The organism is Methylophilus sp. 5 (assembly GCF_000515275.1).
Classification (GTDB): domain Bacteria; phylum Pseudomonadota; class Gammaproteobacteria; order Burkholderiales; family Methylophilaceae; genus Methylophilus.
Window position 1 is genome coordinate 2,258,076 of the sequence record NZ_KI911560.1, and the last position, 14,339, is coordinate 2,272,414.

Consider the following 14,339-nt stretch of genomic DNA (forward strand, 5'->3'; position numbering starts at 1 on the left):
CATGCAATTCTTCGCTGAATTATTTGGATCCTACTGGGCAGATGTGCAGCTGGTGGTGTGGACGCTGATTAAAATTGTGGCGATTGTGCTGCCACTGATGATAGGCGTGGCTTACCTCACTTTAGCAGAGCGTAAAGTCATCGGTTATATGCAAGTGCGTATCGGCCCCAACCGTGTTGGTTATTGGGGCTTGCTGCAACCCTTGGCCGATGGCCTCAAGTTGTTGTTTAAAGAAATTATCCTGCCAACCGCTTCTAACAAAGCCCTGTTTTTTATTGGGCCGGTATTAGCGATTGCGCCTGCCTTTGCAGCCTGGGCAGTGATTCCGTTTGACGCCACCTTGGTATTAGCCAATGTGGATGCTGGCTTGTTGTATATTCTGGCCATGACGTCAGTGGCGGTTTATGGTGTGATTATTGCCGGTTGGGCGTCTAACTCCAAATATGCATTTTTGGGTGCTTTGCGCTCAGCGGCACAAATTGTGTCTTACGAAATTGCCATGGGCTTCACGCTGGTGGGTGTGCTCATGTGTGCTAACTCACTCAACCTGGGCAATATTGTCATGGGCCAGGAGGGTGGTTTCTGGCACTGGTATTTCTTGCCATTGTTCCCGCTGTTTGTGGTGTATTTTATCAGTGCCGTGGCTGAAACCAACCGCGCCCCGTTTGACGTGGCCGAAGGTGAGTCTGAAATTGTGGCTGGTTTTCACGTTGAATACTCCGGCATGGCGTTCGCCGTATTCTTCCTGGCTGAATATGCCAACATGATGCTGGTCTCCATGCTGGCTGCGTTAATGTTCCTCGGCGGCTGGTTGTCACCGCTGCCTTTCTTGCCTGACAGCATTTTGTGGCTGCTGGCAAAAGTGGCTTTCTTGCTGTTCCTGTTTCTATGGTTCCGCGCCACCTTTCCGCGCTACCGCTATGACCAGATCATGCGTCTGGGCTGGAAAGTATTTATTCCCATCACGCTGGTCTGGATTGTCGTGGTTGGGGCGATGATGCAAACTCAATGGGCTTATTTGTTCCATTAATGGGGCATTGAGTAAGGCACAGACAAGGATTTTGGAAACCTGACCATGTTGAACGCGATTAAAAATACATTAAGCAGTTTGATGTTAGTGGAAATGCTGAAAGGCATGGCCCTGACCGGACGCTACTTTTTTGCTAAAAAGATTACGATTCAGTATCCAGAAGAACGGACACCACAATCTAACCGTTTTCGTGGCTTGCACGCGTTACGTCGCTACCCTAACGGCGAAGAACGTTGCATTGCCTGTAAATTGTGTGAAGCCGTTTGTCCGGCGATGGCGATTACGATTGAGTCTGACCAGCGCGAAGATGGCACCCGTCGTACCACACGCTACGATATTGACCTGACCAAGTGTATTTTTTGCGGTTTTTGTGAAGAGTCTTGCCCGGTAGACAGTATTGTTGAGACCCGCATCTTTGATTACCACGGCGAGCAACGTGGCGACCTGATCTACACCAAGCAAATGCTGCTGGAAGTTGGCGACAAGTATGAGGCGCAAATTGCAGAAGATCGTGCCCAGGACAAAGTGTACCGATAAGCGCAGACAGGATAATCATGTTATTTACCGATATTGTTTTTTACGTGCTGGCAGCGATTTTGCTGTTTTCCGGCATCCGTGTGATTACCACGCGCAACCCGGTGCATGCAGCGCTGTTTCTGGTATTGGCGTTTTTTACAGCCGCCGGTATCTGGCTGCTGCTAGAAGCCGAGTTTTTGGCCATTGCCCTGATTCTGGTCTATGTCGGCGCGGTGATGGTGCTGTTTTTGTTTGTGGTGATGATGCTGGACATTAACCTGGATAAGTTGCGCGAGGGTTTCTGGGAGTACTTACCCATGGCGGGCCTGATTGGCGTGTTGATGGTGGTCGAAATGACCATGGTGCTGGCAGAGAAAAATCTGCATCCTAGCCAGGCCGTTGAACTACCAGCCAATTACAGCAATACCGCCGCACTGGGTAAAGTACTGTATACCGACTATTTACTGCCGTTTGAGCTGGCGGCCGTGGTATTGCTGGTGGCGATGATTGCCGCAATTGTGCTGACCCTGCGTGAGCGCAAGGACAGTAAATCCATGAACCCGGCCGACCAGGTCAAAGTAAAACGTAGCGACAGGCTACGTATTGTATCCATGCCTGCTGAAGTTGAACCACCGGCAGCGCCTGCAGAGGAGAAAAAGTAATCATGGTCGGTTTGTCGCATTACCTGATTCTGGGTGCCCTGATGTTTGCCATTAGCGTGATTGGTATTTTTCTCAACCGCAAAAATGTGATTATTTTGCTGATGGCGATTGAGTTAATGTTGCTGGCAGTGAATCTGAATTTCATCGCTTTTTCGCACTACCTGAACGATATTGCTGGTCAGGTGTTCGTGTTTTTCATCCTGACCGTGGCCGCCGCAGAATCAGCGATTGGCCTGGCGATTCTGGTTGTGCTGTTCCGTAATCTGCGCACCATCAATGTCGACGATTTGGATCAGTTAAAAGGTTAAGCGTGATGACAATAAAACAAATCTTGATGTTGATTCCGGTGCTGCCATTATTGGCCGCCGTCATTGTCGGTATTTTCCGCAACTTTTTGCCGCGCTGGGCCGGGCATGTGCTCACCATTGCGGGCGTGGGCGCTGCATTTGCGCTGTCTGTGTATATTTTTAACCAGACCTTGAGCGGCTTTACGCTCAATGAGGCGATTTACACTTGGCTTGAGTCAGGCGATGTGCATTTTGAGGTTGGTTTTTTGATCGACAACTTAAGTGCGATGATGATGGTCGTGGTTACTTTTGTCTCGCTCATGGTGCATATCTACACCATCGGCTATATGGCAGAGGACCCAGGCTATAGCCGCTTTTTTAGTTATATCTCGCTGTTTACCTTCTCTATGCTGATGCTGGTCATGAGCAACAACTTTATGCAGTTGTTCTTTGGCTGGGAGGCCGTGGGCCTGGTGTCTTACCTGCTGATTGGTTTTTGGTTTACACGCCCAACCGCCATTTATGCCAACCTGAAAGCGTTTTTGGTTAACCGGGTAGGCGACTTTGGCTTTTTACTTGGCATTGGCATGGTGCTGTATTATTTTGGCAGCCTGGATTACGCCACCGTATTTCAACGCGCGCCAGCGTTAGCGAATACAGAGGTTAACTTACTAGGTAGCTGTCATTGGTCATTAATGACCGTGACTTGCCTGCTGTTATTTGTGGGGGCCATGGGTAAGTCGGCGCAAGTGCCATTACATGTGTGGCTGCCAGACTCAATGGAAGGCCCAACACCGATTTCTGCCCTGATTCACGCCGCGACGATGGTCACGGCCGGTATTTTTATGGTGGCACGTATGTCACCACTGTATGAATTATCAACCACGGCTTTATCAACCGTGATGGTGATCGGCGCGATTACGGCCTTGTTTATGGGTTTTCTCGGCATTATCCAGAACGATATCAAACGCGTGGTGGCTTACTCCACCTTGTCGCAATTAGGCTATATGACGGTGGCTTTAGGCGCTTCTGCCTATTCTGTGGCGATTTTTCACCTGATGACGCACGCTTTCTTTAAAGCCTTGCTGTTCCTTGGCGCGGGTTCTGTGATTATGGGCATGCATCACGATCAGGATATCCGCAATATGGGTAACCTGAAAAAATACATGCCGATCACTTGGATCACGTCCTTAGTTGGCTCACTGGCGCTGATCGGCACGCCTTTCTTCGCTGGCTTCTACTCTAAAGACAGTATTATCGAAGCGGTCGAGTTATCGCATATTCCTGGTAGCGGTTTTGCTTATTTTGCCGTGATCGTCGGCGTGTTTGTGACCGCGTTCTATTCTTTCCGTTTGTATTTCCTGGTGTTTCACGGTGAAGAGAAATGGCGCCACGCCAAGCATGACCATGCACATGCCGCACATGCTGACGAACATGATGAGCATGCTGACGACGCACATCATGATGATGACGCACACGACGATGCGCATCATCATGGCTTAGGCCCAAATGACAACCCGCATGAGCCAGGCTGGGTGGTCACGTTGCCATTAGTGTTGCTGGCGATTCCGTCACTGGTCATTGGTTATATCGCGCTAGAGCCCATGTTGTATGGCGACTTCTTTAAAAATGTGATTTTTGTTAATCCTGAAGCGCACCCAGCCATGGAGCACCTGGCGCATCATTACCACGAGTTTATGCATAGCCCGGCTGGCATGGCGATCCATGGCTTTACCAGCCTGCCATTTTTCCTGGCGGCTTCAGGTGTGTTGTTGTCCTGGTTCTTTTACATGAAGCGTCCGGATATTCCGGCAGCAATCAAGGCGCGCTTTATTGTGATTTACAATATTCTGGAAAACAAATACGGTTTTGACAGCTTTAATGAAAAGTTTTTTGCCGGTGGCTCGCGTTACCTGGGTAGCCTGTTATGGAAATACGGCGACATCACGCTGATTGATGGCGCTATGGTCAATGGCACGGCCAATACCATGGGCAAAATCGCTGCCAAAATACGCAACTTGCAATCCGGTTTAATTTATCACTACGCCTTCGCCATGATTATCGGCGTATTCCTTCTCATGACCTTCTTTATCAAAATAAACTAATGATGCAAGCCGACCTCTCAAGTATTTCCTGGTTAAGTCTGGCCGTCTGGCTGCCGATGCTGTCCGGCGTGCTGGTATTACTGCTCGGCGGTGACCACAAGGCCACATTAACGCGCTGGCTGGCATTGGCTGGTAGCCTGCTCAGTTTTGTGGTGACGCTGCCGCTCTATACCTTGTTTGATGTACAAGATGGCTTTTTCCAGTTTGAAGAGTTGCTGCCCTGGGTGCCTGCTTTTAACATGCATTACCACCTTGGAGTGGATGGCTTCTCAATGCCACTGGTGTTGCTGACCAGCTTTACCACGGTGATTGTGGTGCTGGCGGCCTGGGAGGTGATTACCAAGCATATTGCCCAGTATATGGCTGCTTTCCTCATTATGAGTGGCATCATGATTGGCGTGTTTTCGTCATTAGACGCCATTCTCTATTACGTGTTTTGGGAGGCGATGCTGATCCCGATGTTCCTGGTGATTGGTATCTGGGGCGGGCCGAATCGTGTTTATGCAACGATTAAGTTTTTTCTGTATACCCTGCTTGGCTCATTGTTAATGCTAGTGGCCTTTATTTATCTTTATCACCAAACGGGTAGCTTTGAGTTGGCTGACTACTACTTGTTGCCGCTCAGCATGCAGGCACAAATTTATATCTTTATTGCTTTTTTCATGGCGTTTGCGGTAAAAATCCCCATGTGGCCAGTGCATACCTGGTTGCCAGATGCGCACGTTGAAGCGCCAACCGGTGGTTCTGTGGTGCTGGCGGCAATTGCGCTGAAGCTGGGTGGGTATAGTTTTCTGCGCTTTGCCATGCCAATCGCGCCGGATGCTGCCCATTATTTTAGTACCGCCATGGTTGTATTGTCATTGATCGCGGTGGTGTACATTGCGCTGGTTGCCCTGGTGCAAAAAGACATGAAAAAACTGATTGCTTATTCGTCTATTTCGCACATGGGTTTTGTCACGCTGGGCTTTTTTATGTTTAGCCAGTTGGCACTCGAAGGCGCCGTGGTACAGATGATTTCGCACGGATTTATTTCCTCCGCGATGTTCCTTAGTGTAGGGGTGTTGTATGACCGCGTACACAGCCGTGAAATTTCCGCCTATGGTGGTGTAGTCAACAAAATGCCGGTATTTTCTGCGTTTGCTGTGTTGTTTGCCATGGCCAATAGTGGCTTGCCGGGCACTTCTGGCTTCGTCGGTGAGTTTATGGTGATTCTGGCGGCGGTAAAATTTAATTTCTGGGTCGGTTTTCTTGCGGCAACCACCTTGATCTTTGGCGCGGCTTATACCTTGTGGATGACCAAACGCGTGTTTTTTGGCAATGTGACTAATCATCATGTCGCCGAGCTCAGTGATCTAAACAAGCGTGAATTCCTGATTCTAGGCATATTGGCATTGTTGGTGATTGGGTTTGGTGTGTATCCGCAACCGCTGACTGAAGTGATGCAGGCCACCAGTACTGAGTTCTTGAAACATATGGCAATTTCCAAATTGCCGGTCACCGGCTATTAAGGCAGGATGTTAGAAAATGGATAATATGCAATTCGATTTGCTCACCCTGTTGCCGGAACTGGTCGTCATGGGCATGGCCATGTTTATTTTGTTACTGGATTTGTTCATCCTGCCAAAAAATCGCTTTATGATTTATGGCCTGAGCCAGTTCACCCTGTTTGCTGCTGCTTTTTTCACCTTTAAAACCCATACGCCTGCTGTCGGTTTTGCCTTTTCGCATATGTTTATCGACGACACTTTGTCAGATGTGATTAAACTGATGATGTATCTCGGCACCTCGTTAATCCTGGTCTATACGCGCAAATATCTGCAAGACCGCCATCTGTATCGTGGCGAGTTTTATGCCATGGTCTTGTTTGGCTTGTTGGGCATGATGATCATGGTGTCTGGCCATAATATGCTGACGATTTACATCGGCCTTGAACTGCTGTCGCTATGCTTGTATTCACTGGTGGCGTTTGACCGCGATAATCCTAAAGCATCAGAAGCGGCCATGAAGTACTTTGTATTGGGGGCGCTGGCGTCTGGCATGTTGCTGTATGGCATGAGCATGATATATGGCATGACCGGTAGCCTGGATGTGAGCGACATTGCCAATAGCATTGCACAACAATCTAAAAGCCCGGTGCTGATTCTGGGGCTGGTGTTTGTGGTGGCAGGGCTGGCCTTTAAATTTGGCGCGGTGCCATTTCAAATGTGGGTGCCAGATGTTTATCAAGGCTCACCAACGCCGATGACCTTGCTAATTGGCTCTGTGCCCAAGCTGGCTGCCTATGCCATGACGGTACGTTTACTGGTGCAGGGCTTGCATCCGCTGGCACTAGACTGGCAGGACATGCTGGTGTTGATGGCTGTGCTCTCTATCATCATCGGTAACTTTAGCGCCATTGTGCAAACCAACCTCAAGCGCATGTTGGCGTACTCCACCATCTCGCATGTGGGGTTTATCATGTTTGGAATGATGAGTGCAAACGCCAATGGCTTTGCCTCCAGCTTCTTCTACATTAGTGCTTATGTGCTGATGTCGATTGCAGGTTTCGGCATTATTTTGTTACTGAGCCGTCAGGGATTTGAGGCCGAAGAAATCAATGACCTGAAAGGCCTCAATCAGCGTCACCCCTGGTTTGCCTTCTTGATGCTGATCATCATGTTCAGCATGGCAGGTATTCCGCCCACCATTGGTTTTTATGCCAAGTTTACCGTGCTGCAGGCCGCGTGGCAGGCAGGCTTTACCTGGCAGGTGGTGCTGGCGGTATTAATGGCCACCATCGGTGCGTTTTACTACCTCAATATTGTGCGCAAGATGTACTTTGATGCACCGGAAGACCATACACCATTGACCGCACCGCTGGATATGCGTTTGATCTTGAGTGTGCACGCCATGGCATTGCTGGGCCTGGGCTTGTTCCCTGAGGTGTTGCTTAGTGTGTGTGGCCATAGCTTGTTAATAAGTCTGCAATAATCATGGCCGCTAAACTGATCTTTTTATTGTTGATGCTGTTTATGGCTAATCTCGGCTGGGTGTCGGATAAGTGGCTAGGCCTGGTCGGCACCGTGAATCAACTCTGGCAGCGCTTTGCTTTGCTGCTGCCTGCCTACTTCATCACGCTTGTGATCGGCTATCTGGTCGAGCGTTTTGTCATGGGGCAGGTCTGGCCGCAAGGCTGGGAGTTCTACAGCATCACCTTGTGTGTATTTTTGGTGCTGTCGTTCCCGGGCTTTATTTATCGCGTGCTGTGGAAATAAACCTCCGTCGTCATATTAACTTCATTAATTCTTCACGATAGTTTCAAGCATCACAGTCAGACTAAGCTTACCCAAGAAGCATAGTCGGGGCGAGCCCCGGAAAGGACTTGAGATGCTGAAACTACAACAAACCCTAGGCTGGGTGCAGTCGGTAGACAGCCGTTTGTGTGTCAAAGTCAGCCATACCGGGCAATACCGTCTCATTCGCAACCTGTTTCGTGCCATTTCACGCATGGGCGATGGCATGTTCTGGTACTTGCTGATGCTGGTGATTGCGATCACGCAAGGGGCCGCAGGTTGGTATGCCTGCTTGCATATGTTAACCGCAGGCCTGACTGGTACGCTGGTTTACAAATGGCTCAAACACCGCACCAGTCGCCCAAGACCGTTTCAGGTGCGTCAGGATGTATTGCTAAGCGGCACTCCGCTTGATTACTTTAGTTTTCCTTCTGGTCATACCTTGCACGCGGTGGCGTTTGGCATGGTTGCCGTGCAGCATTATCCGCAATTGTTTCCTATTGTTTACCCGTTTGTTGTGCTGGTTGGCATCTCGCGTGTCGTGCTCGGTTTGCATTACCCTAGCGATGTGCTGGCAGGGGCGGGCGTTGGATATTTGTTGGTGGCACTCTATGCGCCGCTGTTTTAAGGTTGTTGGTTGAAATAAGTGAAAACGGATGCATGTGCATCCGTTTTTTATTTGTTAGCCCGATTGTTTAGCTGATCACAAGCTGGTGTTAAGCCGTATCAACCAATCGCTGTACAAGATACATGACCACTGGCCTCACAATCAGCACGCACAAAAACGCAATCGGCATGGCTAACGCATACGCGTGCAAGACGCGAAATAAATAGCCTGCTTGCATGCCGCTATTCGCCGCCACAATCACCATAGACATTAAAAATGCCATGATGCCTGCCATCAAAAATGCAAACACATAAGGCGTATATCTTTTTGGGATCTTGTAAAAATGGTTGTTTGTTTGCGTCATTATGTTCTCCAGAGGCGAGCTAACACTATATTCAGGATGGGCATGCCGGGGTAGCCACTTGAATATTGAATCACTATAAAGATAAACTATCGAATCATTTTGTTGAGTCGATAGTTTATGGATACGCTACGCAGCATAGAGAGTTTTGTAAAAGCGGTGCAGGCAGGTAGCATCGCAGCCGGTGCCCGGTTGCAGGGCATTACCGCCGCTGCGGCTAGCCAAAATATCCAGCGGCTCGAAAAATCATTAGGTGCACGCCTACTGGTGCGCACCACCCGCAAACTGGCCATGACTGAAAGCGGCGAGCTTTATTATGCTGAGGTGCAGCCTGTGATAGAGGCGCTCGCCAGGGCACAATCGGTCATTACTGAGTTTCATGGGCAACCACAAGGCCGTTTAAAAATAGGGTCATCGGTCGCGTTTGGTCGTCACGTCTTAATGCCGCTGATGCCGGCTTTTACCCGCAATTTTCCTAAGGTGTCTATTGAGTTAGTGCTGTCTGATCATAGTCTCGATCATGTCACGCAAGATATTGATATTAGTATTCGCTTCAAGCAGCAGCTTGAACCCGGCCTGGTGGCAAGAAAGATTGCCAGTGTGCCGGTGTTGTTTTGCGCATCGCCAGATTACCTGCTAAGAAAAGGCACGCCAAGCCAGCCTGAACAGTTGTCTGAGCATGATTGCCTCATGTTTCGTGTGCCGGTAGATGGCCGGTTACTCAGCTGGGAGTTTGATCGCAACGGCCTGCATTACGTGCCTGAAATCACGCCCAGTATGATCTGTAACGATATTGACTCATTGCATCGTTTGGCAGTGGAGGGCGCGGGTATCGCACGGCTGGCCGCCTTTGTAGCAAACGAAGATATTCAGCGCGGCAGCTTGGTGTCACTGTTTCAAACGGCGTCGGTCTCGTCTGACTATCTGCCATCTGCCAGTGTGCCGCTAGAGTTTTATGCCTGTTTTCGTGATCGTCATGCGATGACCAATAAGGTGCGAGCTTTTATGGATTACTTACTGAAAGTGATGCCGGACGTGTGGTGAAGACACTATGTTGAATCGCTAGACGCACGGTTTGTCGTAAATTAGCCACTAATCGCGTTGAATGCACGATTTTTTATAAAATACTTGTTGCTAATATTCAATATTGCGTGCATAGTTCACCCTCACGAAGTTCAAGTAGTGTTGTTGTTCTCCGGTTCTATCTTTTGGTTCTATCGTTACTTCTCGCCATCTTGATCCTCGTATTTATGGGTATTAACCCGTTTTTTTATTTTTCATCCAAGGATTTATTATGGTAACAGGTTCTGTTAAGTGGTTTAACGATTCAAAAGGTTTCGGTTTCATTACGCCTGACAACGGCGGCGAAGATTTGTTCGCACACTTCTCTGCAATTCAATCTGCAGGTTTCAAAACTTTGAAAGAAAATCAACGCGTAAGCTTTGAAGTAGCTACTGGCCCTAAAGGCAAACAAGCTGCAAACATTCAAATCATTGAATAATTTAAAGCCTGTCCGCAAGGTTGCTTAGGCAATCTACCGGAAAAAGCCCGGAAAATCCGGGCTTTTTTATTGTTACAAGGATGTTTAATGGCAAAAGAAGAGTTAATTGAAATGCAAGGTGCAGTGACTGAGATCCTGCCGGATGCACGCTACCGCGTCAAGCTGGATAATGGTCATACATTAATTGCTTACACTGGCGGTAAAATGCGCAAGCACAAGATTCGCATTCTGGCTGGTGATAAAATCACCATCGAAATGTCTCCTTACGACATGGACAAAGGCCGCATTATTTTCCGTCATTTAGAGCCGCGCAAGCCGTTCTAATTATTCAGGGTCGTAAGACTCTCTGACCTATGGCTTGCAATTGTGTTTGTAAGGCCAGTCAGACTCGCGATTGATTTATCCTACCGCTAAAGTGCCTTTATGTGCATCTGCAACAGGCCGTAGGCCTGTTTAGCATTGGCGTGTATCTATTCCGCCACTCTTTCGGTTGTCACCACGTTTGCTCCTCATTTGATTGTATTTGCCTCTAAATAGGCATGTTACGATCTATGCGTAGGACTTCGTTCATGAGCGTATTCACGTAAAAAACTCTGCACAGGCAGAGTTTTTTAATTTAAAGCGTTGGTGGGCTAACAATACCTCGCTGACGCTAGGCCGGTTCTTTGATCAAATATTCCGTCAGGCGCAGCAAATGCGGCGCAATGATCAGGATGCTGACAAACACAATAGGCCAGGCCACACTAATACTGGTTAGCCATTTCTCTAGCAATAATGCCGTTGGCACGCGATGCATCAACAAAATAGACAGGCTGACTATATTCACGGTCACCAGTGACATTAGCATGGCAAATACCAGCTTGCGCTTGAATGCCACGTGTTTATGGGGCCTGTTTACCATGGCAATGGCTGGTCTTCATGGAAATAAGCGCCGGTTGGGCCTTGAGCATCTAGTGTGGCCAGTCTGACTGAGGTTTTCCAGCTATCGCTGACTTCCATCGGTGCATCGGCACCACCCAACTCGGTTTTAACCCAACCAGGATGGGCAGAATTGACTTTGATATTGCTGTCTTTTAACGCATGTGCCAGATGAATAGTAAACATATTCAAGGCCGACTTGGAGGCGTTGTAGGCCAGACCTTTTGCCGCTTCAATCGGCGAATTGGGCGCGCTATGCAAGGTTTGTGAGCCTAGTATGCTGGATAAATTGACAATGCGTCCAGCAGGAGAGCGTTGCAGCAAAGGCAGCAAGGCTTGGGTTAAGGCGACAACGGCAAAAAAGTTGGCTTCAAATGTGGTTTTGAGCGTGTCCTGGTCGACGGTTAAGCTATTGTTTTGCCCGATCAGGTCTTCTTTTAAAATGCCGGCATTGTTAACGAGAATATCCAGTTGGCCAAAGCGCGATTGCAACGCTGCCACCACGGCTTGCGGTGACTGGGGCAGTGCTGCATCATAATGTACATATTCAGCCGTTATGCCGATGGCTTTGAGTTCGGCGACGGCCTGTTCGCCTTTGTGCTGGTCACGTGCGCCAATGACGACCTTGATCCCTTGCTCACCTAGTTTTTTTGCGGTTTCAAAACCGATGCCACGATTGCCACCTGTAATTAAAGCAACGCGTTGTTGTAAAGCACTCATATTAGCTCCTAGCTTAAGATTTATTTGTATTAAATACCAATCGGTAAATAAATAATAAACGGTTGATTATAAAGTTGTCAATATATTTTTTACCGAGTGGTATAATAATTAAAAAATGACACAGGTAAATCAACTATGACCCTAGCACTCCCTCCTAAGAAACGTGGGCGACCAGTCGCCTTTGATTACGATACGGCGTTGCAGAGCGCCATGCATGCCTTCTGGCAACATGGTTATGAAGGGACGTCTATGAGTAGCTTGATGGATGCTATGCAAATGAATAAAGCGAGCATTTATGCCGCCTATGGCAGCAAAGAGGCTTTATTTCAGAAAGCCGTGCTGCGTTATGTGCAGGGGCCTGCCAGTTTTTTAACGGCGGCACTGGCACAGCCTACGGCGCTGGCGGTGATTCAGTTAATGTTATCGCAGGCGGCGCAGATGCTCACAGAGCAATCACATCCTGCGGGTTGCCTGGTGACGCAGGGCGCATTGGCGTGTAGTGCCGAGTCGGCTGAGATCAAAACATTATTAAGAGGCTATCGCCAGACGCTTGAACAACAACTCGCACAACGCTTTGTACGTGCGATTGATGAAAAAGATTTATTGGGCTCGGCAGATCCGGCAGTGCTTGCCAAATGGGTGATGACGGTACATCAGGGCATGACAGTGCAAGCAACAAGCGGCGCCACCCAGGCTGAGTTATTCAATGTGGCAACCATGGCCACGCAGTTAATCGCGCAGGCCTACTCGGTAAAAGCCACAGTAGAGGGCTAAACATGGCTGCTAACTGATGGCAGATAGCAGCCAGGGAGATTACACCGCGTTACGCACCAGTGTGATGGCTGCGAGTTTGGCCCGCGTTGCCGCGCCGGAGTTAGGGGCCAGACGCTCAACCAGCGCGGCACCTTCAAATAGAATAGTGAGCTGCTGCCCCAGCGCTTCTGGGTCTTTAGCGCCGGCATGCCGGGCAATTTTGCACAAATAACCTTGCAGTTCGGCCGACAACACAACTGAATATTGGTTGATCGGATGTTCTGCCTCGGGGAACTCCACCGCAGCGATATGGAAGGGCAGGCCGCGGAACTCTGGCTGGCTGATCCATTGCTCCATCAACTCGCACAGCAATAGCAACAGTTCTAACGATTCGGCTTTTTTAGACGCCAGTTGCGTATTGAGCCAAGCATAAAATCTGTCTGATTTATCGCGCAAATAGGCGGTGATCAGCAGGTTTTTGCTGGGGAAGTGTTTATACAACGTGGCTTTGGCGACGCCCGCCTCCAGTATGATGGTATCGACGCCGGATGCCTGTATGCCTCTGCTATCAAACAGGCTGCTGGCGATATTGAGTATTTTTTCTCGCATGTTCATCACTTAATCCTTTTATCCCGATTTTCAGGGTTCCCGATTTTTCGCTTATTCTCTTGGTAAACGATCACGCCCTTGCGGTCGCATCAGCTCTTGCGGATACAGACAACTGACGTATCCCAGTGCTTGCCGCAAGTGTTCTACCTGGTCAACATCGACATGGCCCTCTGTGACAAACAAAATGAAGGCTTGGCGTTGTCTCGCAGGCAGCATGGCCGCCTGTGGCAGTTGGCAGCTGCCATTTTGCATTTTCTGGTAGGCCAAATTGAGCAAGCTCATTGTGACCGGGTCTACGGTGCCACCTAAAGGTTGTTCAGTGGCCACTTCTAATGGCGACCATACTGGCTGTACCTGTTTGGGTTTAAGCGGCGCGAACGCCATCCAAACCACACATACACTCACTAGCAAGCCAAATGACAATGAGCGCTGCAATGCGGGCGGCGCCAATTGGCTATGCACAGACTGGTCAAATAACTGCCAGGCCTGGCCGCTCCCGGTTTGTGACTGCACCTGTATTGCGCCCACCGCCAGAAAAAACCATTGGTCGAGCAGGGTAGGCGATAATGCTGCCGCCGATTGTTGCTGTGCCTGGTCTATCTTTTGGCGAATGGTGGCAATGTCTTGCACATTCAGTCTATTGCTTGCACCTGCTTGCGCCAGGCGCTGTTTGTTCCAGCCTGCCAAGTCATCGCGCAGCTTGTAAAATGGTGCATGCCTGCCCCATTGCTTTAATCCGAGTGTCCACAAGCCATGCGTGGCATATGCCTTGCAAGTGCGCCCGTATCGCTGTCTGGTCTGATTCACGATCGTTAATAAATTCACCATAACCCCTAAAAAATCCGCTTGCTTTTTTTTCAATGGCTGCAGTAGACTAGAAAAAAGTGAACAGACCTGTCTGCATCTTAACGTGGCAACACGTAAAATGCAACCAGTGGTTAAACACTTAATTCCAGAGGCTACTTTGGCATCATAGCTCCGGCTGAATTTGTAAACAA

18 protein-coding genes are annotated in these 14,339 nt (G+C 49.0%); 13 read left to right on the plus strand and 5 right to left on the minus strand.

The window, feature by feature from the left end:
- Position 1 precedes the first annotated feature (1 nt).
- The 9 genes from nuoH to METH5_RS0110955 all read left to right on the plus strand — a co-directional run bounded on the left by nuoH (position 2) and on the right by METH5_RS0110955 (position 8,500).
- Positions 2–1,030 carry an NADH-quinone oxidoreductase subunit NuoH gene (gene nuoH, locus METH5_RS0110915; RefSeq protein WP_029148546.1) on the plus strand — a complete coding sequence of 343 codons (1,029 nt, stop codon included), beginning with the start codon at positions 2–4 and terminating at the stop codon, positions 1,028–1,030.
- Positions 1,031–1,075: 45 nt separating this feature from the next.
- Entirely contained in the window at positions 1,076–1,567 is a 492-nt protein-coding gene (gene nuoI / locus METH5_RS0110920; protein ID WP_029148547.1) for an NADH-quinone oxidoreductase subunit NuoI, read from the plus strand.
- A gap of 17 nt (positions 1,568–1,584) precedes the next feature.
- Positions 1,585–2,208: an NADH-quinone oxidoreductase subunit J gene (locus tag METH5_RS0110925; protein WP_029148548.1), complete on the plus strand. Its 624-nt coding sequence runs from the start codon at positions 1,585–1,587 to the stop codon at positions 2,206–2,208.
- Between the two features lie 2 nt (positions 2,209–2,210).
- Positions 2,211–2,516 carry an NADH-quinone oxidoreductase subunit NuoK gene (gene nuoK / locus METH5_RS0110930; RefSeq protein ID WP_019881823.1) on the plus strand — a complete coding sequence of 102 codons (306 nt, stop codon included), beginning with the start codon at positions 2,211–2,213 and terminating at the stop codon, positions 2,514–2,516.
- A gap of 5 nt (positions 2,517–2,521) precedes the next feature.
- The gene (gene nuoL / locus METH5_RS0110935; protein ID WP_029148549.1) at positions 2,522–4,600 is read left to right on the plus strand and encodes an NADH-quinone oxidoreductase subunit L; all 2,079 of its coding nucleotides are present in this window, start codon (positions 2,522–2,524) and stop codon (positions 4,598–4,600) included.
- Positions 4,600–6,108: an NADH-quinone oxidoreductase subunit M gene (locus METH5_RS0110940; protein ID WP_029148550.1), complete on the plus strand. Its 1,509-nt coding sequence runs from the start codon at positions 4,600–4,602 to the stop codon at positions 6,106–6,108. Before nuoL ends, METH5_RS0110940 begins: the two co-directional genes overlap by 1 nt.
- Positions 6,109–6,124: 16 nt before the next feature.
- Positions 6,125–7,570, plus strand: coding sequence for an NADH-quinone oxidoreductase subunit NuoN (gene nuoN, locus METH5_RS0110945; RefSeq protein ID WP_029148551.1), 1,446 nt, complete (start codon positions 6,125–6,127; stop codon positions 7,568–7,570).
- A 2-nt stretch (positions 7,571–7,572) separates the two neighbouring features.
- Positions 7,573–7,854: a DUF2818 family protein gene (locus METH5_RS0110950; protein WP_029148552.1), complete on the plus strand. Its 282-nt coding sequence runs from the start codon at positions 7,573–7,575 to the stop codon at positions 7,852–7,854.
- A gap of 112 nt (positions 7,855–7,966) precedes the next feature.
- The gene (locus tag METH5_RS0110955) at positions 7,967–8,500 is read left to right on the plus strand and encodes a phosphatase PAP2 family protein (RefSeq protein ID WP_029148553.1); all 534 of its coding nucleotides are present in this window, start codon (positions 7,967–7,969) and stop codon (positions 8,498–8,500) included.
- Between the two features lie 88 nt (positions 8,501–8,588).
- On the opposite strand, the gene METH5_RS0110960 is transcribed toward METH5_RS0110955, so the two are convergent.
- Positions 8,589–8,843 carry a DUF2798 domain-containing protein gene (locus METH5_RS0110960; protein ID WP_029148554.1) on the minus strand — a complete coding sequence of 85 codons (255 nt, stop codon included), beginning with the start codon at positions 8,841–8,843 and terminating at the stop codon, positions 8,589–8,591.
- A 117-nt stretch (positions 8,844–8,960) separates the two neighbouring features.
- Here METH5_RS0110960 and METH5_RS0110965 point away from each other — a divergent pair, with 117 nt between their 5' ends.
- The 3 genes from METH5_RS0110965 (at position 8,961) to infA (ending at position 10,665) form a co-directional block, all read left to right on the plus strand.
- Entirely contained in the window at positions 8,961–9,884 is a 924-nt protein-coding gene (locus tag METH5_RS0110965) for a LysR family transcriptional regulator (protein ID WP_029148555.1), read from the plus strand.
- Positions 9,885–10,134: 250 nt separating this feature from the next.
- Positions 10,135–10,341, plus strand: coding sequence for a cold-shock protein (locus METH5_RS0110970; RefSeq protein WP_018985697.1), 207 nt, complete (start codon positions 10,135–10,137; stop codon positions 10,339–10,341).
- An 87-nt stretch (positions 10,342–10,428) separates the two neighbouring features.
- A complete protein-coding gene (gene infA, locus METH5_RS0110975; protein WP_029148556.1) occupies positions 10,429–10,665 on the plus strand; it encodes a translation initiation factor IF-1 in 237 nt (78 codons plus the stop codon).
- 328 nt (positions 10,666–10,993) lie between these two features.
- Here the strand turns inward: infA and METH5_RS0110980 are convergent, their stop codons facing one another.
- Both METH5_RS0110980 and METH5_RS0110985 read right to left on the minus strand, forming a co-directional pair.
- On the minus strand, positions 10,994–11,242 hold the full coding sequence (locus METH5_RS0110980; RefSeq protein WP_029148557.1) for a DUF2798 domain-containing protein: 249 nt from the start codon (positions 11,240–11,242) through the stop codon (positions 10,994–10,996).
- The gene (locus tag METH5_RS0110985) at positions 11,236–11,979 is read right to left on the minus strand and encodes an SDR family oxidoreductase (protein ID WP_029148558.1); all 744 of its coding nucleotides are present in this window, start codon (positions 11,977–11,979) and stop codon (positions 11,236–11,238) included. Before METH5_RS0110985 ends, METH5_RS0110980 begins: the two co-directional genes overlap by 7 nt.
- Positions 11,980–12,114: 135 nt before the next feature.
- Between METH5_RS0110985 and METH5_RS0110990 the strand changes: the two genes are divergently transcribed.
- The gene (locus METH5_RS0110990; protein ID WP_029148559.1) at positions 12,115–12,753 is read left to right on the plus strand and encodes a TetR/AcrR family transcriptional regulator; all 639 of its coding nucleotides are present in this window, start codon (positions 12,115–12,117) and stop codon (positions 12,751–12,753) included.
- A gap of 39 nt (positions 12,754–12,792) precedes the next feature.
- Here the strand turns inward: METH5_RS0110990 and METH5_RS0110995 are convergent, their stop codons facing one another.
- Positions 12,793–13,347 (minus strand): TetR/AcrR family transcriptional regulator, encoded by a 555-nt coding sequence (locus METH5_RS0110995; protein ID WP_029148560.1) that lies wholly within the window; start codon positions 13,345–13,347, stop codon positions 12,793–12,795.
- A 45-nt stretch (positions 13,348–13,392) separates the two neighbouring features.
- Complete coding sequence (locus tag METH5_RS0111000; RefSeq protein ID WP_029148561.1) at positions 13,393–14,169, minus strand: hypothetical protein; 777 nt, start codon at positions 14,167–14,169, stop codon at positions 13,393–13,395.
- Between the last annotated feature and the right edge of the window lie 170 nt (positions 14,170–14,339).

Excerpts from the sequence above, each read along its gene's own strand:
- nuoH (WP_029148546.1), top strand. The coding sequence starts at position 2 with ATGCAATTCTTCGCTGAATTATTTGGATCCTACTGGGCAGATGTGCAG.
- nuoI (WP_029148547.1), top strand. The coding sequence starts at position 1,076 with ATGTTGAACGCGATTAAAAATACATTAAGCAGTTTGATGTTAGTGGAA.
- METH5_RS0110925 (WP_029148548.1), top strand. The coding sequence starts at position 1,585 with ATGTTATTTACCGATATTGTTTTTTACGTGCTGGCAGCGATTTTGCTG.
- nuoK (WP_019881823.1), top strand. The coding sequence starts at position 2,211 with ATGGTCGGTTTGTCGCATTACCTGATTCTGGGTGCCCTGATGTTTGCC.
- nuoL (WP_029148549.1), top strand. The coding sequence starts at position 2,522 with ATGACAATAAAACAAATCTTGATGTTGATTCCGGTGCTGCCATTATTG.
- METH5_RS0110940 (WP_029148550.1), top strand. The coding sequence starts at position 4,600 with ATGATGCAAGCCGACCTCTCAAGTATTTCCTGGTTAAGTCTGGCCGTC.
- nuoN (WP_029148551.1), top strand. The coding sequence starts at position 6,125 with ATGGATAATATGCAATTCGATTTGCTCACCCTGTTGCCGGAACTGGTC.
- METH5_RS0110950 (WP_029148552.1), top strand. The coding sequence starts at position 7,573 with ATGGCCGCTAAACTGATCTTTTTATTGTTGATGCTGTTTATGGCTAAT.
- METH5_RS0110955 (WP_029148553.1), top strand. The coding sequence starts at position 7,967 with ATGCTGAAACTACAACAAACCCTAGGCTGGGTGCAGTCGGTAGACAGC.
- METH5_RS0110960 (WP_029148554.1), bottom strand. The coding sequence starts at position 8,843 with ATGACGCAAACAAACAACCATTTTTACAAGATCCCAAAAAGATATACG.
- METH5_RS0110965 (WP_029148555.1), top strand. The coding sequence starts at position 8,961 with ATGGATACGCTACGCAGCATAGAGAGTTTTGTAAAAGCGGTGCAGGCA.
- METH5_RS0110970 (WP_018985697.1), top strand. The coding sequence starts at position 10,135 with ATGGTAACAGGTTCTGTTAAGTGGTTTAACGATTCAAAAGGTTTCGGT.
- infA (WP_029148556.1), top strand. The coding sequence starts at position 10,429 with ATGGCAAAAGAAGAGTTAATTGAAATGCAAGGTGCAGTGACTGAGATC.
- METH5_RS0110980 (WP_029148557.1), bottom strand. The coding sequence starts at position 11,242 with ATGGTAAACAGGCCCCATAAACACGTGGCATTCAAGCGCAAGCTGGTA.
- METH5_RS0110985 (WP_029148558.1), bottom strand. The coding sequence starts at position 11,979 with ATGAGTGCTTTACAACAACGCGTTGCTTTAATTACAGGTGGCAATCGT.
- METH5_RS0110990 (WP_029148559.1), top strand. The coding sequence starts at position 12,115 with ATGACCCTAGCACTCCCTCCTAAGAAACGTGGGCGACCAGTCGCCTTT.
- METH5_RS0110995 (WP_029148560.1), bottom strand. The coding sequence starts at position 13,347 with ATGAACATGCGAGAAAAAATACTCAATATCGCCAGCAGCCTGTTTGAT.
- METH5_RS0111000 (WP_029148561.1), bottom strand. The coding sequence starts at position 14,169 with ATGGTGAATTTATTAACGATCGTGAATCAGACCAGACAGCGATACGGG.